The 22,498-nt window shown below is 71.5% G+C and carries 19 protein-coding genes; 10 read left to right on the top strand and 9 right to left on the bottom strand.

All coding sequences use genetic code 11. The features are described 5' to 3' along the window. The first annotated feature begins 226 nt into the window (after positions 1-226). Positions 227-457 (top strand): DUF7455 domain-containing protein, encoded by a 231-nt coding sequence (locus ABD331_RS54740; RefSeq protein ID WP_080046306.1) that lies wholly within the window; start codon positions 227-229, stop codon positions 455-457. 130 nt (positions 458-587) lie between these two features. On the opposite strand, the gene ABD331_RS54735 is transcribed toward ABD331_RS54740, so the two are convergent. Continuing rightward, entirely contained in the window at positions 588-1,289 is a 702-nt protein-coding gene (locus ABD331_RS54735) for a GNAT family N-acetyltransferase (RefSeq protein ID WP_344494449.1), read from the bottom strand. A 78-nt stretch (positions 1,290-1,367) separates the two neighbouring features. On the opposite strand from ABD331_RS54735, the gene ABD331_RS54730 reads away from it, so the two are divergent. Next, on the top strand, positions 1,368-2,114 hold the full coding sequence (locus ABD331_RS54730; RefSeq protein ID WP_344494447.1) for a YaaA family protein: 747 nt from the start codon (positions 1,368-1,370) through the stop codon (positions 2,112-2,114). Positions 2,115-2,423: 309 nt separating this feature from the next. Here ABD331_RS54730 and ABD331_RS54725 read toward each other — a convergent pair whose 3' ends face one another. From ABD331_RS54725 to ABD331_RS54715, 3 genes are all read right to left on the bottom strand, one after another. Further along, entirely contained in the window at positions 2,424-4,076 is a 1,653-nt protein-coding gene (locus ABD331_RS54725) for an RNA polymerase sigma factor (protein ID WP_344494445.1), read from the bottom strand. Positions 4,077-4,318: 242 nt separating this feature from the next. Continuing rightward, positions 4,319-6,412, bottom strand: coding sequence for a SpoIIE family protein phosphatase (locus ABD331_RS54720; protein WP_148441339.1), 2,094 nt, complete (start codon positions 6,410-6,412; stop codon positions 4,319-4,321). A gap of 266 nt (positions 6,413-6,678) precedes the next feature. Continuing rightward, a complete protein-coding gene (locus ABD331_RS54715) occupies positions 6,679-7,248 on the bottom strand; it encodes an HhH-GPD-type base excision DNA repair protein (RefSeq protein WP_344494442.1) in 570 nt (189 codons plus the stop codon). A gap of 154 nt (positions 7,249-7,402) precedes the next feature. On the opposite strand from ABD331_RS54715, the gene ABD331_RS54710 reads away from it, so the two are divergent. The 6 genes from ABD331_RS54710 (at position 7,403) to ABD331_RS54685 (ending at position 12,527) form a co-directional block, all read left to right on the top strand. Beyond that, positions 7,403-7,627 (top strand): hypothetical protein, encoded by a 225-nt coding sequence (locus ABD331_RS54710; protein WP_344494440.1) that lies wholly within the window; start codon positions 7,403-7,405, stop codon positions 7,625-7,627. Between the two features lie 194 nt (positions 7,628-7,821). Then, a complete protein-coding gene (locus tag ABD331_RS54705) occupies positions 7,822-9,312 on the top strand; it encodes a hypothetical protein (RefSeq protein ID WP_344494548.1) in 1,491 nt (496 codons plus the stop codon). A gap of 3 nt (positions 9,313-9,315) precedes the next feature. Then, on the top strand, positions 9,316-10,098 hold the full coding sequence (locus ABD331_RS54700) for a thioesterase family protein (RefSeq protein ID WP_344494438.1): 783 nt from the start codon (positions 9,316-9,318) through the stop codon (positions 10,096-10,098). A gap of 7 nt (positions 10,099-10,105) precedes the next feature. Further along, entirely contained in the window at positions 10,106-10,861 is a 756-nt protein-coding gene (locus ABD331_RS54695) for a LamB/YcsF family protein (protein WP_344494436.1), read from the top strand. Beyond that, on the top strand, positions 10,858-11,475 hold the full coding sequence (locus ABD331_RS54690) for a 5-oxoprolinase subunit B family protein (protein ID WP_344494434.1): 618 nt from the start codon (positions 10,858-10,860) through the stop codon (positions 11,473-11,475). The genes ABD331_RS54695 and ABD331_RS54690 overlap by 4 nt, the downstream gene beginning before the upstream one ends. Beyond that, complete coding sequence (locus ABD331_RS54685) at positions 11,472-12,527, top strand: 5-oxoprolinase subunit C family protein (RefSeq protein WP_344494432.1); 1,056 nt, start codon at positions 11,472-11,474, stop codon at positions 12,525-12,527. Before ABD331_RS54690 ends, ABD331_RS54685 begins: the two co-directional genes overlap by 4 nt. Positions 12,528-12,542: 15 nt before the next feature. On the opposite strand, the gene ABD331_RS54680 is transcribed toward ABD331_RS54685, so the two are convergent. Then, positions 12,543-13,376 (bottom strand): PhzF family phenazine biosynthesis protein, encoded by an 834-nt coding sequence (locus ABD331_RS54680; RefSeq protein ID WP_344494430.1) that lies wholly within the window; start codon positions 13,374-13,376, stop codon positions 12,543-12,545. Positions 13,377-13,436: 60 nt separating this feature from the next. Between ABD331_RS54680 and sthA the strand changes: the two genes are divergently transcribed. Further along, a complete protein-coding gene (gene sthA, locus ABD331_RS54675) occupies positions 13,437-14,840 on the top strand; it encodes a Si-specific NAD(P)(+) transhydrogenase (protein ID WP_344494428.1) in 1,404 nt (467 codons plus the stop codon). Between the two features lie 16 nt (positions 14,841-14,856). On the opposite strand, the gene ABD331_RS54670 is transcribed toward sthA, so the two are convergent. The 4 genes from ABD331_RS54670 to ABD331_RS54655 form a co-directional block, all read right to left on the bottom strand. Next, entirely contained in the window at positions 14,857-16,704 is a 1,848-nt protein-coding gene (locus ABD331_RS54670) for a ricin-type beta-trefoil lectin domain protein (protein ID WP_344494426.1), read from the bottom strand. Between the two features lie 131 nt (positions 16,705-16,835). Further along, entirely contained in the window at positions 16,836-17,855 is a 1,020-nt protein-coding gene (locus ABD331_RS54665; RefSeq protein ID WP_344494424.1) for a LacI family DNA-binding transcriptional regulator, read from the bottom strand. A 219-nt stretch (positions 17,856-18,074) separates the two neighbouring features. Further along, complete coding sequence (locus ABD331_RS54660) at positions 18,075-18,731, bottom strand: DoxX family protein (RefSeq protein WP_344494422.1); 657 nt, start codon at positions 18,729-18,731, stop codon at positions 18,075-18,077. Between the two features lie 35 nt (positions 18,732-18,766). Further along, positions 18,767-20,296 (bottom strand): MFS transporter, encoded by a 1,530-nt coding sequence (locus ABD331_RS54655; protein ID WP_344494420.1) that lies wholly within the window; start codon positions 20,294-20,296, stop codon positions 18,767-18,769. A 252-nt stretch (positions 20,297-20,548) separates the two neighbouring features. Between ABD331_RS54655 and ABD331_RS54650 the strand changes: the two genes are divergently transcribed. Next, a complete protein-coding gene (locus tag ABD331_RS54650; RefSeq protein ID WP_425566273.1) occupies positions 20,549-22,375 on the top strand; it encodes a CHAT domain-containing protein in 1,827 nt (608 codons plus the stop codon). Positions 22,376-22,498: the final 123 nt, after the last annotated feature.

Below are 22,498 nucleotides of genomic sequence, written 5' to 3'. Positions count from 1 at the left end.
ATCGAACACGTGTGCGTAGCCTACCGTTCTTCCCCTACGCGCGCGTACAAGCTTGCCATGGCGTCACGTTTGCCGTTACCAACCGGCTGATCGTCATTACTTTGGGACACATTCCGCTCTGGGCGTAGCGGGGGGGCGGTTGGGAACGTCCAGGTCCGGTTAGATGTTGTTCCAAGTGACTGACGCCAGATCCTCGCTTCGGCGGGGGTGACCCGAAAGGCGATACGTGACTGGAGCTCTCGCCCCCGTTAAGCCGCTGACGGCCCTCGACCGCTGCGACCGCTGCGGCGCCCAGGCCTACATTCGCGCGACCCTGCCTGTAGGTGGGGAGCTGCTGTTCTGCGCCCACCATGGGCGTCAGCACATTGCAGCGTTGCGCGAAAAGGGTGCCGACATCCTGGACGAGTCGGCTCGACTCAGCGAAACCCCAACCATTGCCCCCAACGACGAGCGCTGACCCGCGCTGGTCGTGATGACATAACCACATATTGCATGATCAGAACGGCGACCCCGAGACACCTCGGGGCCGCCGTTCTGCTTATTCGAGGTGAAACGCACGCCCGGGCGTGTCGCGGCGCCTCCCCAGCTCATCGCACCCGGTAGTGGTACCGGCCCGCGACCTCGAACCCCTCACCGCGATAGAGCGCCTGAGCCGCCACGTTCCCCGCCGTCACCACCAGATAGGCGGACGTGATCGCCTCCCCGGCCCGCTCCACCAGGGCCCGCAGCACCACCCGCGCCAGCCCCCGCCGCCGCGCCTGAGGCAGCGTGGCCATGCAGTAGATCCCCAGCGTGTCGCCCTGCGGAACGCCCCGCCCGACGGCCAGCACCGCCCCGTCCTCCTCGTACGCCGCGTACCAGGCGGGCACCCCGGCGCAGATCCGCGCGGCCTCCTCCAGGCCGGTGCCGTACCGCCCGTCCACGGCCCACCAGGCCTCCAGCCATTCCTCCCACGGCCCCTCGGCGATCCGGACCCCAGGTGCGGGCTCGCCCTTGGGCCGGCCGGTCATCACGAGGGTGGGGTCCACCAGGTCGTACCCGCGGCGCTCCAGCTCCTCGTCCAGCCCGGCGGGCGCCGAGGTGCCGACCGAGAAGACGCAGCGCTGCCCGCGCGCGCCGTAGAACGCCTCCGCGGCGCGGATGGCGCCGTCCAGGTCGGCGGGCGGGCGGGTGGCGAGCACGGAGTTGGCGCGCTTCGTCACCCCGCCGGCGTGGCGGAACACCCACCCGTCGTGGGGCTGCTGCTCGTACGCGGGCCAGGTCTCATGGACGAGACGGTCGAAATCCATCCCGGCAGGTTAACCGCCCCAAGGCCGGCCGGGGTCCGCCGGGTAGGGCGCTGGCCTGGGCCAATAGGGTATGGGGCTGTGTTGATTCTGTTGCCGCCGTCCGAGGGCAAGGCCGCGGAGGGCAGCGGGCCTCCCGTGGGCGAGCTGTCGTTCCCCGCTCTCGGCAAGCACCGCACGCGGGTGCTGAACGCGCTGGTCCGCGCCTCCAAGCGCCGGGACGCCCTCGACGTGCTCGGGCTGACGCCGGGGCTGGCGGGCGAGCTGGCCAAGAACGCGGCACTGAAGAGCGCCCCCACGCTGCCCGCCGCCGCGCTCTACACCGGCGTGCTCTACGACAATCTCGGCCTGGAGACTCTGGATGAGGCGTCGCGGAAGCGGGCCGAGGAGTCGGTGCTGATCTTTTCGGGGCTGTGGGGTGTGGTGAAAATCACAGACCTCATTCCGCCTTACCGGCTCTCCATGGGGGTCAATCTGCCGCCGCTCGGCGGGCTGGCCGCCTTCTGGCGGCCCAAGGTGACCAAGGAACTGGACGGGATTGCGGGGCTGGTGGTGGATCTGCGCTCGGCCACGTACGCGGGCGCGTGGCAGCCCGGCTCACGGTCGGTCACGGTACGGGTCTTCCGCGACGGCAAGGTCGTCAGCCACATGGCCAAGGCCACCCGGGGCGAGATCGCGCGTGCCCTGCTCCGCCAGGAGACGGCTCCGGAGAGCCCCGACGAGCTGGCCAAGATCCTGGACGCCCTCGGCTACACGGTGGACCTGGCCGAGCCCGCGCGCCCCACCCGCCCCTGGACCCTGGACGTGCACGTCACCGACCCCACCTGAGCCGACCCACCCCACCTGTGCCCACCCCGTCTGACGGACCCCGCCTGACCGGCCCGCCTGTCCAGCGCAATTCCCGCGTCCGGCCAGGCACGGCACAGCACCAGCACCAGCACCAGCACCAGCACCAGCACCAGCACCAGCACCAGCACCAGCACCAGCCAGGAAACACCGCGCGCGCTCCGCCGGAAACACCGCGAGCCACACGCCGCCGGAACACCGCTCGCCGCCTCACAAGCGCCCCGCCGGAAAAACCGAACGCCCCACCGGAAACTCCCGGCGGGGCGTGCGGATCAAGCGGAGCGTGCCGTATCAGTCCAGGTAGTCACGCAGAACCTGGGACCGCGACGGGTGGCGCAGCTTGGACATGGTCTTCGACTCGATCTGGCGGATGCGCTCACGGGTGACCCCGTAAACCTTGCCGATCTCGTCCAGCGTCTTCGGCTGACCATCGGTGAGGCCGAACCGCATCGACACGACGCCCGCTTCGCGTTCCGACAACGTGTCGAGAACGGAGTGCAGCTGCTCCTGCAGCAGCGTGAAGCTGACGGCGTCGGCCGGCACGATGGCCTCGGAGTCCTCGATGAGGTCACCGAACTCGCTGTCGCCCTCCTCACCCAGCGGGGTGTGCAGGGAGATGGGCTCGCGGCCGTACTTCTGGACCTCGACGACCTTCTCGGGCGTCATGTCCAGCTCGCGGGCCAGCTCTTCCGGCGTGGGCTCGCGGCCCAGGTCCTGCAGCATCTGCCGCTGGACGCGGGCCAGCTTGTTGATCACTTCGACCATGTGGACCGGGATGCGGATGGTCCGCGCCTGGTCGGCCATGGCACGCGTGATCGCCTGCCGGATCCACCACGTGGCGTAGGTGGAGAACTTGTAGCCCTTGGTGTAGTCGAACTTCTCGACGGCCCTGATCAGACCCAGGTTGCCTTCCTGGATCAGGTCGAGGAAGAGCATGCCGCGGCCGGTGTAGCGCTTGGCCAGCGAGACCACGAGCCGGAGGTTGGCCTCCAGCAGGTGGTTCTTGGCCCGGCGGCCGTCCTCGGCGATCCACTCCAGCTCGGCCTTGACGTCGACCGGCAGGTTGTCGGTCTCGCCACCGCCGAGCTGCTCCTCGGCGAACAGGCCCGCCTCGATGCGCTTGGCCAGCTCGACCTCCTGCTCGGCGTTGAGCAGGGGGACCTTGCCGATCTGCTTGAGGTAGTCCTTCACCGGGTCGGCGGTGGCGCCGGCGGCGGCCACCTGGGCCACCGGAGCGTCATCGTCGTCGTCGGAGAGGATCAGGACCTCTTCCTCGGTCTTCTGCACCGCGGCCACGTCGGCGGCCTTGGGCTCCTCTTCGGAGTCGTCGTCGTCGGAGTCGCCCTCGGACTCGGACTCGTCCTCGGCGACGATCTCCTCGACGTCGATGTCCTCGAGGTCCTCCAGCTCCACGTCGCCGTCGAGCTCGATGTCCTCGTCGTCGTCCGACTCGCCCCGCGGGGCGTCGGTCGCCTTCGGCTTGGTCTCGGCAGGCCCAGCGTTCTTCTGCTCGGCCTTCTTGGCGGCGGCGGGTGCCGCGGCCTTCTTCGCCGCCGGAGCGGCCTTCTTGGCAGGGGCCGCCTTCTTGGCGGCCGGCTCGGCTTCAGCGGTGCCCACGACCGCGGTCACGGTCTCGGGCTGCTGCTCTTTGGCGGCCGCCGCCGTCTTGGTCTTGACGGGGGCGGCGGTGCGGCGCTTTGCTGGACCACGAGACTTCTTCGGCGCAGCCGAATCCGCGGCGGTCACCACCACGGTCACGCCCTCTTTGCTGAGGTTCCGCAAGAACGCGGCGGCGTGCGACATGGGGATGTCCGCCTCCTCGAAGGCCTGACGGACATCCTCAGACTCGAGGAAACCCTGCGAGCGCCCACGCTCGAGCAGTCGCTGAATGACGGGCTCGTTCAGCTCTTGTGGCTTCGAGCGAGTCGAACTTGCAGGCGACACGAACACCTCTCGAACGAACGCGTGGCGACAATGGACCCAGATGCCCGCTGGGGGGCTGTTGCCTCTCTCGGAGATCGGTGAGGCCGTGCGGACCGCGACGGACCTGCACAGCATTGTGGCACGACCCCGCACTCCATACGGCCACCTCCCGGCGGTTGACCTCCACCCTAGGCCGACCGAGACAGTAGTGCGTACGTAAGCGGGGCACTGATACCCGAAAGCAACCGTTATGACTGTTTCATTCAGTCACTCTTCGTGGCTGGTGGGACGTGAATTGCTAGCGCGGTAACGTCATCATCCTGTTCATATCCAGACAACATCCGGTCAACCAGGAAGTCCAGCAGCATGTGAGGACTACTCACCACCTCAGGCGGCGCTTCGGTCACAACACTGCAAAGCTCTGCGAGCCCGGCGTCCAGCCCTCGCTTCCGGTTCTCGACGAGACCGTCGGAGTAGAGCACGGCGGTATGGCCGGGCGGCACCACGAACCGGAACTGCCGACGGCTGGTCGGCCAGCCTAGCGGAGTGCCCGGCTCGGCGTCGCACAGGATCGCCGTGCCCTGCGGAGAGACCAGGACGGGTGGCGGGTGACCGGCCAGGGCCAGCGTGCCCTCGCCGGTGACGGGCTCGACCACCATGTACGCCAGCGTCGTGACCTGCTCTTCCTCCTCCGTGGCCTCGAAGACCCTGTCGAGGCCGGTGAGCACGGCCGCGGGCGGCGGGTTGGTCAGCGCCAGGGCGCGCATGGCGTTGCGGATGCGGCCCATTCCGGCCGCGGCCTTGACGCCCTTGCCCATGACGTCGCCGACGACCGCCGCGACCCGGCCGTCCTGCAGCACGAAAGCGTCGTACCAGTCGCCGCCGACCTGCACGTGGCGGCTGCCCGAGCGGAAGCGCTGGGCCAGCACCAGGCCCTTGACCACCGGCAGGCGGTCGGGCAGCAGGCTGCGCTGCAGCGTCTCGGCGGTGCGGTGCTCACGCTCGAAGAGCGTGGCCCGCTCCACGGCCAGCGCGCACTGGCCGGCCAGCGCCTCCAGGAAGACGCCGTCCTCCTGAGAGATCTTCTGCGGCCTGGTGAAGGAGAATCGGAGCGCTCCCAAGGCGCGGCCTGCGGCCAGCAGCGGCAGGCCCACCCAGGCCCGCTCGTCGCCGTGCGCCAGGAAGCCCGCCAGCACCTCCTCGTCGCCGCCCGCCTCCAGGAGCTGGGCCTTGAGCGACTCGGGCGACTCGGCGAACACGGGCCGGCGGCTGTTGACGGCCATGGTCATCACGTTGGAGTGGGACAGCGGGATCTCGTCGCCCGTCGCCCCCGAGGCCTCCAGGATGCCCTCGCCGTTGATCAGCTTGAGCGCGGCGCGGTCGGTGTCGAGCAGCGCTACCGCCGAGCGGTCGGCGGCCAGGGCGGTGCGGCCCACGTCGATGATGACCTGCACGACCTGCTCGACCGTGAGCGCCTCCGCGAGCATCGCGGTGGCGCCCTGCAGCCGGGCGGTGCGCAGGGCGGCGGCGCCGAGCTGGTCGGTCAGCCTGCCGCGCATCTCCTCGGCCTCGCGCTGCGGCGTGACGTCGGTGTTGGCGCCGACCCACTCGACCACCCTGCCGTGGCGGATGATCGGCACGGCCCGCACCTCGAAGTGGCGGTAACCGCTGGCGCGGGTGCGCACGCGGTAGTTCCACTCGAACATGGTGCGGCCGCGCAGCGCCTCGCGCCACGCCTCCTCGGTCTGCTGGCGCTCCTCGGGGTGCACGACCTCCAGCCAGCCGCTGGCGAGGTACTCCTCCAGGCCCTGACCGGTGATCGCGCGCCACTGCGGGGCGTCCTCGACGACCGCGCCGGTGGGCGAGGTGATCCAGACGAGCTGGGACTGCGCCTCGACCAGCGAGCGGTAGCGCTCCTCGCTGCGGCGCAGCGCCTCCTCGGTCTGGCGGCTCTCGGTCACGTCGAGGCCGACCAGCGCGACGGCGCGCAGCTCGCCCGCGTCGTCGTGGACCGGCGAGAACGACAGCGACCAGTGCCGGGTGTCGCCCTCTGCGGAGCGCACCCGCACGCGGCCCTCGGTCACCGGGGCGTCGGTCTCGATGACGGCCTGCACGGCGTGGGTGATGATCTGACTGAGGTCGGCGGCCAGCACCTCGACGGGCTGGCGGCCCACCATGCGCTCCGCGGGTACGTTGACGACATCGCTGAACACGTCGTTGACCCGCTGGACGCGGCTGTCGGCGTCGAAGAAGGCGAAGGCGAACTCTGCCTCCGACAACATGCCCTTGAAGAGGGCGGAGTCTGAGATGTCCACATCCGACTCCCGGGGACGGGGAACGGAGGTCTCGGCGCTCATGGTCCGCACCTCCGTCGCGTGCCAGGGTCTCCCACGCGGCACATCTCCATAACTGTGTATCGGCGTAGCGCAGCTCCGGGCGACCGGATCCTGCAGTACATCATCGACGATGGGCAGGTACGGACGGAAGCCCCCGCCGTGGCCCGGTCGACTCTAGGGTCTACGCATCCTGTCAAAGTCGCTCCACGTTGCGCAGCAAGATCAGGTTACAGCGTCACATCGCCGGGCCCGGATCGCCGTGGCGGACGCCCGTCAGGCTACTGCCCCTACCGGCTCTTCGCCGCCTGCTTGGCCTCCTGCTTGGTGGCCCGCACGAGGCTCAGGCTGTCGGCGTCGACCACGTCGGCGACCGACCGGTGCGAACCCTCCTCGCCGTAGAGCCCGGCCGCCTCACGCCAGCCTGACGGCTGGACCCCCAGCTGCTTGCCCAGCAATGCCAAAAAGATCTGGGCCTTCTGCTTGCCGTATCCCGGCAGGGCCATGAGTCGTTTCAACAACTCTTTGCCGTCGGCGACGCCGGCCCAGATCTTCTCCGGCTGCCCGTCGTAGTGCTCGACGAGGTAGGCCGCGAGCTGCTGCACCCGGCCCGCCATGGACTTGGGGTAGCGGTGCACGGCCGGTTTCTCCGCCAGCAGCGCGACGAACGCCTCGGGGTCGTAGGAGGCGATCTCCTGTGCCGTCAGGTCGCGCCCGAGCCGCTGGGAGATCGTGTAGGGCCCCGTGAACGCCCACTCCATCGGGATCTGCTGGTCGAGCAGCATGCCGACGAGCAGGGCGAGCGGGCTGCGGCCGAGGAGCTCGTCTGCCTCGCTCCGCTGGGCGAGCTGGATGCGCATGAAGACAGCTTCGCATGAAAGCTCGCCGGGTGAAGTGAACACAGACGTCGCGGAGCCTTGACACGGGCCGGAGAAAAGGTGAAATGAGAGCGCAAGTCGCCCTGCTGACATTCCTGGGGGTTTGCCCCTGGGGTTCCAGAGGAATCTCACTTCTATGCTCGCTCTGGCCACACGGTTCCTGCGGGAGCCGGTCAGTCTCAGGCTGGCCGAAGAGTTCCTGACCGTACCCGTGGACACGATCGACCGCTGCGTGGCCGACGTGTGCGCGTGCGCACAGCATCTGGGCATCTCCGCCACGCCCGAGATCGTGGAACGCATCGCCCGCGAGCACCTGCTCGCGATCGTGAACTCCGCGCCTCCGCCCCGGGCCCTCCGCTAGGGACATCAGGGGGATGCGGGACAAGGCGGGTGGACGCTCCGCGTGCCCGCAGAAAGCGCCTTCCCCGATAACATCGGGGTCACCAGGCCGTGTTCTCCGCACCGTCAGCGCCTGGAATACGAGAGAGTGAGGGCGTGCGCCGACACCGACGAGATCCCCGGGAGAGCACCCCGCCAGACGACGTGTTCAAGGAGATGGTGCAGGCGGCTCGCGAGCTGCTGGCCGTACGCACCCCTCTCGACGCGGAGCTGATGGTCTCCGACATGATCGGAGCCTGGTGGGGCAGGCGGGTCAGGGGCGGCGACGTCGAGCAGGTGCTCGGTGAGGGGCTGGTCGACTACGCGGCCAAGGCCGGCACGCCGGCCTCGCTGACGTTGCTGATCTGCCTGGCCTATCTCGGCACGGCCCGGCAGGGCGCCAAGGCCGAGGGCGCGGCGCTGGCGATGATGGAGTCGGGCGTGGCCAGGCCGGGCTGGGCCGACCGGGTGGGCGCGGTCAAGCCGGCCGGCTGCTACGTCTCCCGCGACGCCTACGGCGACCAGGACACGGTCATCTGCACGTTCGCCTACCGCTGGAACGACAGCGAGCAGCCGATCGACCGCCACGCGATGGTCATGGTGGTCGACTACAACATGAGCGGCATGGCCCGCGACGCCTGGGTGTCCTCCCAGGTCGACAAGCTGCTGGAGCAGGCCAGGGCCGAGGCGGCGGGCAACCCGCTGCTGCTGTTCGAGGAGATCCAGCCCGAGCAGGCCAGGGCGCTGCTGGAGTCGGCGATGAAGGCCACCAGGGAGCCGAAGACGCCGCCGCCGGTGAGCGAGAGCTACAGCGCCTACCACGCCTTCGCCCGCGCCCGGCTCAAGGCGCTGCCGCCAGGGCGTAAGCGGCCCGCGCCGCTGCACATCGAGGCCCCGTACAGCAGGGAGCGGCGGGCCATGCTGGCGGCGGAGTTCCTGGCGTCCGACGCGGCCGAGCACCTGTCCGACCCGTCGGCGGCCTCGCGCTGCGCCGACCACATCATCGACTACGGCTGCGAGCAGGACTTCAACCGGCCGCTGCGGGTCAGCCCGACCAAGTGCGAGACGTTCCTGCTCGACTGGCTGCCGCGCAAGGTGATGCTGAGCGTGGCCGAGCAGGAGGCGATGCCGCACGTGCTGTCGGCGTGGGTGCGCTTCGCCGCCCACCGCTCGGGGCTGCCCGAGCAGGGGCTGAAGGCCACGCTCGACGCGGTGTGGGAGGCGACGGGCAAGTTCCCCGAGGCCTACCGCGACCCGACGTCGTTCGGGCTCGACCGGCCGCTGCTGGAGCGGCTGCTGCCGGACGGCGACCTGTCGGCGCTGGCCAGGCGGGCCTTCGCGTTCCCCTACCTGCAGGGCACGCACAACGGCATCGACCTCGACAAGCTCGACCCGGCCGACCAGGCCGACCGGCGCACGTTACTCGAGATCGACCACGGCGGCGCGATCGACCAGGAGCACCTGGCCTGGCACGAGGAGATCGCGACGAGGCTGTGGGACGGCGATCCGCCGCAGCTCTGGGAGGCGGCGCAGCGCCTGCTCGACCTGGGGCACGACCGCCACGACGTGCTGCACGTGCTGATCGAGATCGCCGAGCGGATCGGCGGCGATCCGGAGGAGCTGGCCGCCGCCCTCGACGACATCGCCGACATCCCGGACGAGTTCTGAAAAATGGCGATGTACGAGCGGCTGAGCGAGGGCCGTTACCTCGCCTCGGAGCACACGCAGGGCCCGTGGGACCCGCGCACCCAGCATCTGGGCCCGGTCACCGCGCTGGTCGCGCACGAGCTGGCGCGCACCGCGCCCCGCCCGGGGCTGGAGCTGTCCAGGCTGGTGGTGGACGTGTTCGCGCCGGTGCCCGTGGCCGAGCTGGAGGTGGCGACGGAGGTCGTACGCGACGGCAAGCGGGTGCAGTGCCTGTCGGCGAGCGTGTCGTCCGGCGGCAGGGAGTTCGTCAGGGCCACCGCGTGGCGCATCCGCGAGGCCGACACCCCGCCCACGCAGGTCCGGGAGGCGCCGCCGCTCCCGCCGCGCGAGGAGGAGCACGCGCGCTCGTGGCTGCAGTCCGGCTTCGGGTACGGCAGGGCGCTCGACTGGCGCTTCGTCACCGGCGGCCCCCTGGAGCTGGGCCCCGCCACGGTCTGGGGCAGGCTCACGATGCCGCTGGTCGAGGGCGAGGACACGACGCCGGTGGAGCGGGTGGCGGTGTTCGCCGACAGCGGCAACGGCGTCAGCCTCGCCCTCGGCTTCGACACCCACGTGTTCGTCAACGTGGACCTGACGATCTCGCTGTTCCGCGCGCCGGTGGGCGAATGGGTCTGCATGGACGCGGAGACCGTCATCGGCCCGTCCGGCCGGGGCCTGACTCGTTCCACTTTGTACGACGTGGCAGGTGAGATCGGCACGGCCACTCAGACGCTGTTCGTCGCGCCGAGGCAGGGACAACCGCCATGATGGACGCATGGTGATCGACCTCAACGCGGACCTCGGCGAGGGCTTCGGCATCTGGAAGCTGGGCGAGGACCTCGCCCTGCTCGACATCGTCACGAGCGCCAACGTGGCGTGCGGCTTCCACGCGGGCGACCCGGTGACGATCAGACGCACGTGCGCCGCGGCCGTCGACCGGGGCGTGGCGATCGGCGCGCAGGTGTCCTACCGGGATCTGGCCCACTTCGGGCGCAGGGAGATGGACGTCGAGCCGGAGGAGCTGTGCGCCGAGGTGCTCTACCAGCTCGCGGCGGTCGACGGCATCGCCAGGGCGATGGGCGGCCGGGTGGCCTACGTCAAGCCGCACGGCGCGCTGTACAATCGGATCTGCCGCGACGAGCAGCAGGCGGCGGCGGTGATCGAGGCGGTGGCCGACTACGACCCCTCGCTGCCGGTCCTCACGCTGCCCGGCTCCGTGGTGCACAAGGTGGCGGCGGCCGAGGGCGTGCCGACGGTGAGCGAGGCGTTCGCCGACCGCGCGTACACGCCGCAGGGCATGCTGGTGCCGCGCAGGGAGCGGGGCGCGGTCATCCACGACGCCGCCACGGTGTCCGCCCGCGCGTGCCAGATGGCCGTGGAAGGCTCTGTGACGGCCGCTGACGGAAGTTCCGTGCCGATCGCGGCTCGTTCCATCTGCGTTCACGGCGACACGCCTGACGCGGTCAGGCTGGCGCAGGGGGTGCGTGACACGCTGCTGGCGGCCGGAGTGGTCCTTCAGGCGTTCGCGTGATCAGGACGGCAGGGGAGCACGCGCTGCTCGTGGAGACCGGGTCGCTGGAGCTGTCGCACCGGCTCGACGCGGCGCTGCGGGCCGAGCGGCCCGACGGGGTCGTGGAGATCGTGCCGGGGCCTGAGACGGTGCTCGTGGTGGCTCCCGGGGTGGACCAGGCGCGGCTGCTGGCGCGGCTGGAGCAGGTCGCCCGCAGGGAACGTGACCAGGTCGTCGCCGGGGCCGGCGAGGAGCAGCCGCTGGTGACGATTCCCGTCGTCTATGACGGGGCCGATCTCGATGCCGTGGCGGAGCTGGCGGGGATCTCCGCCGCCGAGGTGGTCGAGCGGCACACCGGGCGGGAGCTGGTGGTGGGGTGGCTGGGGTTCGCGCCCGGGTTCGCCTACCTGACCGGGCTCGACCCTGTGCTTCACACGCCGCGGCTGGAGACGCCGCGCACCTCGGTGCCCGCCGGGTCGGTGGCGGTGGCGGGGCCGTACTCGGCGGTGTACCCGGCGGCTTCGCCGGGCGGGTGGCGGCTCATCGGCCGGACGGCCTCGCGGGTGTGGGACGTGGCCGGCGATCCGCCGTCGTTGTTCCGGCCCGGCATGCGTGTGCGGTTCGAGGCGGCATGATCGAGGTCGTGACGCCGGGGCCGTACGCGACGGTCCAGGATCTGGGCAGGCCCGGTCACGCCCATCTGGGGGTGCCGCGGTCGGGGGCGGCCGACGCGCCGAGCCTGCGGCTGGCCAACCGGCTGGTCGGCAACGGCGAGACGCTGGCCGGGATCGAGCTGACCTTCGGCGGGGCGCGGCTGCGCTTCCACGACGGGGCCTGGGCGGCGCTGACCGGGGCGCCCCTGGTGGCGGCGTCGGTCGAGACGTCCGGCGCGCGCGCCGTGGGCACGCCCAGGACATCCGACGCTCGCGCGGTGGGCATGCGGGAGTCGCCCGCCGCCCGCGCCCTGGGCGTGACGGAGGCGTCCAGCACGCCCGCCCTGGGCGTGACCGAGGCGTCCAGCACGCCCGCCCTGGGCGTGACCGAGGCGTCCAGCACGCCCGCCCTGGACCTGACCGAGGCGTCCGGAAGGCGCGCCGTGGGGATGGGTGCGCCGTTCTGGGTGCCTGCGGGTGGTGAGCTGCGGCTGGGGGCGCCGAGGTGGGGGTTGCGGACGTATGTGGCGGTGCGCGGCGGGATCGCGGTCGAGCCGGTGCTCGGCAGCCGTTCCACCGACTCGCTGTCGGGGCTGGGGCCCGAGCCGCTGCGCGCGGGCACGCTGCTGCCGGTCGGGCGGCCCGAGGGGGTGATCTCCGTGGATCTCGCGCCGCCGCCAGGCCCCCGGCCCGCCGTGGTGCGCGTGCTGCCGGGGCCGCGCGACGACTGGTTCGTGCCGGAGGCGATGGCGGAGCTGTGCGCGCGGCCGTACCAGGTGACGCCCGACAGCAACCGCGTCGGCGTGCGCCTGCGCGGACCGCGACTGGAGCGGGCCAAGGACGGCGAGCTGCCCAGCGAGGGCATGGTGACCGGAGCCGTGCAGGTGCCGCCGAGCGGGCAGCCGATCGTGTTCCTGGCCGACCACCCGCCGACCGGCGGCTACCCGGTGATCGGCGTCGTCCCCGAGGCCGACCTGCCGGTCATCGCCCAGCTCAGGCCGGGCGAGGAGGTACGGTTCACCACGCGACCATAAGGCAGGCAATGCGGGTTACAACTCCACGTGGCCCGTGACGCAGGTGATCACGTCGCCGCCCACCCAGACGGCCTCGTCCTCGCCGACCGTGATGTGCACGCGGCCCTCCCGCCCGATCGCCGTCCCCTGCGCCGCCACGTACGGCGCCTTGGTCCGTCCCGTGCGCAGCAGCCACTGCGCGAGGGAGGCGTTCAGGCTGCCCGTGACCGGGTCCTCCACGGTGGCGCCCTGCAGGGGGAAGAACGCCCGCACCTCGAACGCGCACGGCGACCCCTCGGGGTGCGGCCCCACCACGCCGATGTCGTGCGGCACCGTGCCGGGCCGCAGCGCGAGGACGGAGTCGGCGTCCTTGAGCAGCAGGCCGACCCAGCCGGGCCCGTTGTCGGCCCACTCGGCGTCCACGACGTCGTCCCGGGTGATGCCGAGCGAGGCGACGATCCGGTCGAGGAACTCCTCCTCCACCGGCCCCGAGCGGATCAGCGGCGGCGCCTGGAAGGCGAGCCCGGCGTCCGTGGCGTCCACGGGGACGAGCCCGGCGTCGCACTCCTGCACGACGCGGCCCTCCTGGCGCGGCCGTCCCCCGGCCGCCAGCCAGGCGTGGCAGGAGCCGAGCGTGGGGTGCCCGGCGAAGGGCAGCTCGGTGTCTGGGGTGAAGATCCGTACCCGGTAGTCGGCCTCGGGCGTGGTCGGCGGCAGCAGGAAGGTGGTCTCCGACAGGTTCGTCCAGCGGGCGAAGCGCCGCATCTCCTCCGTGCTCAGCCCGTCGCCGTCGATCACGACCGCCAGCGCGTTTCCCGTGTACGGCCGGCCGCCGGCGAACACGTCGACTTGCGTGAATCTGCGCAACATACTCCGGAGTCTCCCAGACGGGTCTTTCCCCGGTAACACGCCGCCCGCAGACTGGACGGTGTGGCGGACTTTGATGTTGTGGTCCTCGGCTCGGGACCAGGTGGTCAGAAGGCCGCGATTGCGGCGGCGAAACTCGGCAGGCGCGTCGCGGTGGTCGAGAAACGGCACATGCTCGGCGGCGTCTGCATCAACACGGGCACGATCCCGTCGAAGACCCTGCGCGAGGCCGTCCTGTATCTGACAGGGCTCAACCAGCGGGAGCTGTACGGCGCCAGCTACCGCGTCAAGGACGAGATCACGGTGGCGGACCTGGGGATGCGCACCCAGCACGTGATCGGCCGCGAGATCCAGGTGATCCGCAGCCAGCTCGCCCGCAACCACGTGACGGTGCTGCAGGGCACCGGCCGCTTCCTCGACGAGCACACGATCGGGATCACCGGCGACGAGGAGAAGAAGGTCACGGCCGACAAGATCGTGATCGCCACGGGCACCTCCCCCGCCCGCCCGTCCAGCGTCGAGTTCGACGACAGGACGGTGATCGACTCCGACGCCATCCTGCACCTCGACAAGGTGCCCGAGACGCTGGTCGTCGTGGGGGCCGGGGTGATCGGCATCGAGTACGCCTCCATGTTCGCCGCCCTCGGCACCAAGGTGACGGTGGTGGAGCGGCGCGAGCGCATGCTGGAGTTCTGCGACCTGGAGATCGTCGAGGCGCTCAAGTACCATCTGCGCGACCTGGCGGTGACCTTCAGGTTCGGCGAGAACGTGGCGGCCGTCGAGCGCCGCCCGCGCGGCGCGCTGACCCTGCTGGAGAGCGGCAAGAAGATCCCCGCCGACTGCGTCATGTACTCGGCGGGCCGCCAGGGCAAGACCGCCGAGCTGAACCTGGAGGCGGCCGGCCTGGCCGCCGACGACAGGGGCCGGATCAAGGTGGACGAGAACTACGCCACCGAGGTGCCGCACATCTACGCCGTGGGCGACGTGATCGGCTTCCCCGCGCTGGCGGCCACCTCGATGGAGCAGGGGCGGCTGGCCGCGCAGCACGCGTGCGGCGAGCCCGCCGGAGACCTGCACGAGCTGCCGCCGATCGGCATCTACACCATCCCCGAGATCAGCTTCGTCGGGCGGTCGGAGGACGAGCTGACCCGCGACAAGGTGCCGTTCGAGGTGGGCATCTCGCGCTACAGGGAGCTGGCCAGGGGACAGATCATCGGCGACTCGTACGGGATGCTCAAGCTGCTGGTGTCGTCGGAGGACCGGCGGCTGCTGGGCGTGCACGTGTTCGGGACGCAGGCGACGGAGCTGGTGCACATCGGGCAGACCGTCATGGGCTGCGGCGGGACGATCGACTACCTGGTCAACGCGGTGTTCAACTATCCGACGCTGGCGGAGTCGTACAAGGTGGCGGCGCTGGACGCGATGAACAAGATGCGGACGGTGGCCCGGCTCACCGCCGAGATGTGAGCCGGGCCCCCTTTCCCTAGGACAGGGTCCACTTCTGGTTGGCGGCGCCCGTGCACGTCCAGAGCTGCAGGCGGGTGCCGTCGGCGCTGGTGTTGCCGGTGACGTCGGCGCACTTGTTCGCCGCCGGGTTCACCAGGTCGCGGGCCGAGGTGTGGGTCCACTGCTGGTTGGCGGCGCCCGTACAGGACCAGAGCTGGAGCTGGCTGCCGTCGGCGGTGCCGTGGTCGCGCACGTCGAGGCACTTGCCGAGCGCGCGCAGCGTGCCGTCGCCGGGGCGGGTCCACTGCTGGGCGGCGGTGCCGTTGCAGGTGTGGAGCTGCACGGCGGCGCCGTCGGCGGCGCTGCCGCCCGCCACGTCCACGCATTTGCCGGCCAGCCCGGTGATCTGGCCGCCCACCGGCGTGGACGTCGTGCCCGACCAGGTGAAGGTGGCCGTGGTGCGGGCGGGCAGCGTGTACACGAAGGACTGGCCGCCCCAGTTGACCCTGACGGACTGGGCGGAGGCGCCGCCGTTGTGGGCGATCAGCGCCTTGGAGCCGTCCGGGTTGCGGTAGGCGACGTTCTGGATCGTGGCGTTGGCGGTGGAGTCGATGCGGTACGCGCCCGGCTTGACGAACTTGGTCAGGTGGCCGGTCGTGTAGTACTCGATCGTGTAGTCGACCTGGCCTGCGCGGGAGCCGCCCTCCTGCACGGTGATCAGGCCGGTGCAGGTCCCGCAGCCGCCGTTGTGCGGGCCCATGTTCTGGTTGAGCGCCAGGCTCCACTTGACCAGGCTGCCGCTCCAGTTGCGGGCGTAGGTGACGATGTCGGCCATGTCCTCGTTGTGCTGGTTGGCGATCCAGGTGCCGCCCGAGTGCTCGGTGCTGAACTGCCTGACCGACGGGTACTGGTTGTGCACCTGGGTGCCGACGGCGGGGTCGCCGAAGTAGCCGTGCCAGGCGATGCCGCCGAACAGGGGGTCGTTCCTGAGCGTGGCGTCGGCCAGGATGGGCTGGCCGATCTGCGCGTAGTCGCCGTAGTTCCAGTCGTGGACGAGCACCTTGGTGGTGAGGCCGGCGGCGCGGAAGGCGGGGTAGACGAAGTTCTTGGTGAGCTCGATCAGGCCGGAGGCGTTCCACGACATGCCGGGGTAGTTCATGGCGGTCGGGTTGGACGCCTGGCAGCAGTTGGGCTCGTTCTGGACGGAGACGTAGTTCACGGGCACGCCGGCGGCCTGGTAGCTCTGCACGTACTTGACCAGGTACTGGGCGTAGGTGGCGTAGTGCTCCCACTTGAGCCAGCCCATCTGGTCCATCCGGCCGTTGTCCTTCATCCAGCCGGGCGCGCTCCACGGCACGCCCTTGACCCGCAGGGCCGGGTTGAGCTGCTTGGCCTGGACGGTGAGCAGGCGCACGTTCGTGTCGTAGCCGTTGGCGCCGAAGTCGTTCAGGTCGCAGCAGGTGTCGTCGAGCGAGACCATGCCGGGCCGCGACAGGTCGGAGGCGCCGATCGGGTTGCGCACGAAGGACAGCCCGATGCCGTCCGCGGGGTGGAACAGCCTGCGCATGACGGCGTCGCGGGTGGCGGCGCTGACGGCGCCGCCGCGCAGCAGGTGGGCGGTGGTGTCGGTGATGGACGCGCCGCCGCCCTCGAACTGCTGGTACGTGGTGCCCTCGTTGACGGTGATCGTGTGGTTCGCGGTGCCTCCGGTGGGGCCGAAGGCGATGGGGGTCTGCTGGGCGAGGCCGCGGGTGACGGTGCGCCCGCCTGAGTCGGAGGTGGTGGTGAGCCAGACGTTCACGGGCTCGTTCGCGGCGGCGGCCGGCAGGGGCGCGGCGGCGACCAGGGCGAGCGCGCAGGCTAGCGCCAGAAGGATTCTGGACACGGCAGGGTCCTCTCAGGGCCGGGGGGTAATGCCCTTGGAACAAATGAAACAAATCGTGTAACACTGCCTTGCATTGAGCAGCAGAGCACGAGTCAAACCGGCGAGTCAACCGATGTAACAAATGAAACGGATCAGCGCGGGGCGGGGCCCGTGGAGCCGCGTACGACCAGCTCCGTGCCGAGCGAGACGTGCAGCGCCTCCAGCGTGTGCCTGCTGAGCAGCCGCATCAGCAGGGTGACCGCCATCCGGCCCATCTCCTCCAGCGGCTGACGCACGGTGGTCAGCGCGGGCGAGGCCGCCCTGCTGACGTCGATGTCGTCGAAGCCCGCCACCGACAGGTCGCCAGGCACGTTCAGCCCGCGCTCCGCCGCCGCGCGCAGCGCCCCGACCGCCATCTTGTCGTTGAACGCCACCAGCGCCGTAGGCCGGTCCGGCAGGCCGAGCAGCTCGCGGGCCGCCAGGTAGCCGTGCTCGATGTTCGGCTCCGGCACGTTGCGCAGCAGCTCGGGCGCGGGCAGCACCCCGGCGTCGGCCAGCGAGGCGGTGTAGCCGGCCAGCCTGGCCTCGCTGGGCAGCCACTTGACCGGGCCGCCGATGATCCCGACCCGCCGGTGGCCCAGCTCCACCACGTGCGCCATCAGCTTGCGGCCCCCCGCGAAGTGCGCGGCCGACACGGCCACGATGTCCTTCGGGGGCGGCGTGCGCGGGTCGATCACGACGAACGGGAAGCCGCGGTCGCGCAGGCGTACCAGCTCCTCGCCCGGCTCGGGCGGCAGGATGAGGATCGCGCCCGCCACCCCCGGCCGGTCGGGCAGCCCCGGCAGCACCGCGGTGCGCTGCGCCGCCTCCCCCGCGCCGAGGATCATCTGCCTGCCGTGCAGCTCGATCGTCTCCCCCACCGAGGAGACGATCAGCCCGAAGTAGTCGGTCAGCACGTACGGGCAGCGCACGTACACCGCCCCCGTCGTCGCGTCGGGCGTGGCGCGCGGCCTGGGCGCCTGGTCGCCGAGCCGGCCGACCGCCCGCAGCACCAGCTCGCGGGTGTGCGGGGCGACGTTGGCCTGGCCGTTGAGCACCCGGGAGACGGTGGCGATCGACAGCCCCGTCTCGGCCGCGACATCACGCACCGTCGCCCGCGCCCTGCCCGCCATCGCTGCTCCATGCTCGCCGTGCCGTCAGGATATGCACCGGGCCGTCAGGATATGCACCGGGCCGTCAGGACATGCACCGGGTGAAGCCGCCCCCCCAGCGGCGGCCGCGTGGGTTCGGGCAGGCCGGGCGGCAGGGCCGCCGCGCTGAGCGCCGGCGTCATGAGTCGTGGAGTGTAGCGAGGGATCGGGGCAAGATCCGGGGATTCGCCCCGACCCGTGCTAGTCGGTCTCCGTGCTGGTCGCGGTGCGGCGCGTACGGGGCTGCGGCTTCTTCCTGCCCGCCACCAGCGTGTCGCCGGGAGCGGGTGCGGGCTCCTCGGCCTGCTTGGGCTCGGGCGCCTGCGTCCTGGGCCGGGGGTGCGGCGCCGTGTCCTCCATCGGGGACGGCTCCGGCTTGGGCTCCTCGGGTTTGTCCGGCTCCCTGAGCGAGGCGATGACCTGGTCGGCCTCGGTGTCGGCGGCGAACTCGCTCGCCGCCTCCGATTCCCTCCGCCGGATCACGACCATGTGGTCCACCGAGATGCGTCCCGCGCCGACGACGGCGAGCAGGAGCGAGGCGGCGCCGAGCAGGATCAGCTCGTTCATGGTGATGGGGTTGAGCGGCGGGGCGACCAGGAAGACCGCGAGCGCCTCGGCGAAGAGGATCAGCCCCGTCGTGGAGACGGCGAGGCCGGCGATGAGCAGCGCGCCGCCGATCAGCTCGGCGAGCATGGTGACCGTGGCCCAGGCGCCGGGCGCGGGCGCGCCTTGCTCCGCGAACTTGGCCCCGGTGATCTTCAGCCCGTCTTCCAGCTTGGTCCACCCGTTGGCGAAGAAGATACCGCCCACCCCGAGGCGGGCGACTAAAGCGGCAACATCACGGAGGACCTGTTTCACGGTAGTTGTCTGCCCTAATCGGGACATGGCACACCTCAATCACGGCTGAGCAGCATGGCCACCACCACGGCGGTCAGGCTGAGCAGGACGACGCTCACGACCACGGTCGTGTGCAGGGCGTTGACGAAGGCCCATCGGGCGGCGTCGAGCAGCGCGCCGCCGGCCGAGCCGCCGACCTCGTCCGCGACGTGCGCGGCGGCGGCCAGCGACTGCCTGGCCTTGTCCATGCCGCCCTCGGGCACGCCGGGCACGGACGGCAGGCCGGGGGCGTACACGATCGTGGTGATCGTGCCGAGCACGGCCACGCCCAGGCCGGCCCCCAGCTCGTACGCGGTCTCCTCGATGGCCGCCGCGCCGCCCGCCTGGGACTCGGGGGCGGCGGCCATGATGGTGTCGGACGCGGCCAGCAGCGCCACCTGCACGCCGAACCCGATGCCCACGAAGCAGACCGCCAGCATCACGGGATGTCCTTCGACGCCCCAGGTCAGCGTGGGGGTCAGGGCCAGCGCAACGAGCGCCAGGCCGCCGCTCATGGTGGCCCGCATGCCGACCCTGGGCAGGATGTGCGCGGCGGCCAGGCCGCCGGTGACGGCCGACAGGACCAGGGGCAGCATCCGCAGCGCCGCGCGCACGGGGCTGTCGCCCAGGACGAGCTGCAGGTACTGGGCGAGCATGAGCTGCAGGCCCACCAGCGCGAACACGCCGAGCAGCACGCCCGCGACGCCGGTGGTGAACTCGCGCCGCCTGAACAGGCCGATCTCCAGGAACGGCGCGGGCAGCCGGGTCTGCCGCCGGACGAACGCCACCAGCAGCGCCAGCCCGGCCAGGAACACCGCGACCGACGCCCAGAACGGCATCAGGCTGCCGGAGCCCGCCTCCTTGAGCCCGAACGCCAGAGCCAGGATGCCGGCCACCGACAGGACGGCGCTGACCGCGTCCCATGGCCTGTCGCGGCGCTCGCCCGACTCGGGCAGCAGGCGGATCGCGGCGGGCAGCAGCACCAGCAGGATCGGCACGTTGATGAGGAACACCGCGCCCCACCAGAAGCCGACGAGTACGCCGCCGACGAGCGGCCCGACGGCGGCGCCCGCCGCCGCGACGGCGCTCCAGACGCCCAGGGCGATGGCGCGCTCGCGCCGGTCGGTGAACACCTGGCGGATGAGCGAGAGCGTGGCCGGCATGATCATCGCGCCGCCGACGCCGAGCAGGGCTCTGGCCAGAATCAGGGTCAGCGGCGTCGGGGCGAACGCGGCGGCGGCCGAGGCGAGGCCGAACAGCACGAAGCCCCACAGGACCAGCCGCTTGCGGCCGTACTTGTCGCCGAGCGTGCCGAACATGATCAGCAGCGGCGCGACCACCAGCGAGTAGACGTCGATGATCCACAGCAGTTGCACCGCGGAGGGTTCGAGCGCGGCCGTGAGCGCGGGCACCGCGATGTGCAGGACGGTGGCGTCGACCGTGATCAGCAGCAGGCTCAGGCAGAGCAGCACGAGAATGGACCAGCGATGGTCCTGGGGGTTCCGGTCGGCGGTGCGTACGAAGGATGCGGCCTGTGTGACGGTCATGGGCCTCCTCGCAGGCCGATCCGGTTCACAGGGCCCGCACGTGCTGGTGGTCGGCGGCGGCGGGACCACGGCTCGCCCTGCGCTCCTTTCGAGCTCCGCGGCCTGGCTCCGGCGCTCCCGGCTTGCGTGGCAGCTTAGGCCATGCCGGGGGGTTGTGATAGCGGTATCGGCCGATCCACGGTCACCGCACACCTCTCTAGAGAGATACAGCCATATGTCGGTATCTATCCAACAATGGTTCGCCCGCCGATCATGGGACGCGTGGGGACCGATGAAAGTGGCACCAAAGGCAACCATCCCGACCGGTCCTCCCGTGAATGGTGCGAAGAGGCCCTCGCCAGGCTGAGCGCGGGCCGCCCCGAATCCGCGCTGGACGCCGCCCGCCGCGCCGCCGACCTCGACCCCGGCTCCGAATGGGCGCACCGGCTCATCAGCCTCGCGCACGAAAGGCTGGGCCGCGACGCCGAGGCCGCCCCCGCCGCAGAACGGGCCGTGGAGCTGGCCCGCGGCTCATGGCAGGCCCGGCTGCGCCTGGCCGCGGTGCTGCGCCGCATGCCCGGACGCTGGGCGCAGGCCGTCGAGCAGGCCGAACTGGCCAGGAAGTTCGCCCCGGAGGAGCCCGCGCCCCAGATCATGCTGGGCGACCTGGCGCTGCTGCGCGGCGAGCACGCCCGGGCGGAACGTTCCTACCGGGCCGCACTCGCCATCGACCCTGCCGACCCGCAGGCCCGCGTCAACCTCGGCCTCGCGCTGCTGCGCTGGGACCGGCCCCGGCCACACCACGACCCCGCCTGGCCGCTCGACCCCCGCGAGAGCGGCCGGGCCAGGCGCGCGCTGGAGGTCTGGTCCCGCCAGGTGCGCCTCCTGCTCGCCGTGGCCACCCTCGGCATCGCCGCTTGCGCGCTCCTCCTCGACCGCGGCGCCGAGGCCAGGCTCGGCGGCTGCGTCGTGCTCCTCCTGCTGGTCCCGCTCACCGTGCGGCAGGCGCGGCGGGTCGGCGCCTGGCCGTACGTAGGGGCGATGTTCGGCCGGGACCCCTGGCTGGGGGTGTCGGTGGTGTCGGCCGTCCTGTCGGTGGCCGGGTTCGCCGCCTGGCTGCTCCTCGGAGCCGTACGGGTGCTGCCGTCCCTGCTCGACCCCGTCTGGGCCGGGCTGGCGGGCATCCTCGTGCTGGGCTGGCCCGCGCTGGCCGCGGTGCGCGTGCTGACCGAGTCGTGGCGCGGGCACCCGCTGCGGGCGCTGGCCGCGACCGAGCCCGCCCGGCCGGACGAGCGGACCGCCAGGCGCAACGCCGGGGTGATGCTCTGGATCGTGCTCGGCAGGACCTGGTCGGTGCTGGTGACGCTGGTCGCGGGGGCGCTCGTGGTGGAGCCGAGGGCCGCGGTGGCGGCGGTGGCGGTGCCGTACCCGATGGTGCGCGGCTACCTGCGCGCCCGGCGCGGGGACCGTCACCAGGTGGATCCGTGGCTGGCCACCGCGCTCTGGCTGGTCGTCCCGGCGGCCGTGGCCTGCGCGGCGGGCGGGCTGCTGGGGGCGGCGGGCGGCCTCTTCGGCGCGGCGGGCGCGGCGGGCGCGGTGGACGGGACGGCAGGGGGTGCGGCGGGGGCGGCGTGGGCCTGGCGGATCGGGCTCGGGGCACTCGCCGCGGCGGCGGCGGTGCTCGCGTTGCGGGGGCTGCAGGCCTGGTGGCGGGGCGGGCCGGGGCCGTGGCGGTCCTCGCTGCTCATGTGCGACCTGCCGGTGGGCGCCGGGCCGTCGGTCGCGCTGAACTCCGAGGTGCGCCAGACCTTCTCGTACGCGCGCAGCATCGTCCTGTCGTACGGCGACTCGCTCGGCCCCCGGGTCGCCGGCGCGGTGGCGTCCGTGACCTCCTCGGGCGAGCTGCGGCTGATCGCCGAGACGGCGGCCTGGGATGCGATCGAGGAGGATCCGAGGGTGGCGGTGTTCGCGACGGATCCGCTGCAGCGACGGTTCTGGGTCGAGGTGCGCGGCATCGCCAGGGCCGACTCCGACGTGCTGCGGGTGACGCCCAAGCAGGTGCTGGTCGGCGAGTTCCCCGGCCGCCACCAGCGCCGCTAGATCGTTGATGTGAAATTTGGTGATCGGCTGCGGGCGTGACGAAGGGCGTCCATGGTCGGTGTGTGAAGACTGACTTGGACGCCCTTCTGACCGCACTCTACGTGCATCTGGACGATCACGTGA

Source organism: Nonomuraea monospora, assembly GCF_039531895.1.
GTDB classification, from domain to species: Bacteria; Actinomycetota; Actinomycetes; order Streptosporangiales; family Streptosporangiaceae; genus Nonomuraea; species Nonomuraea monospora.
This window is presented reverse-complemented; position numbering and strand designations above follow the sequence as displayed.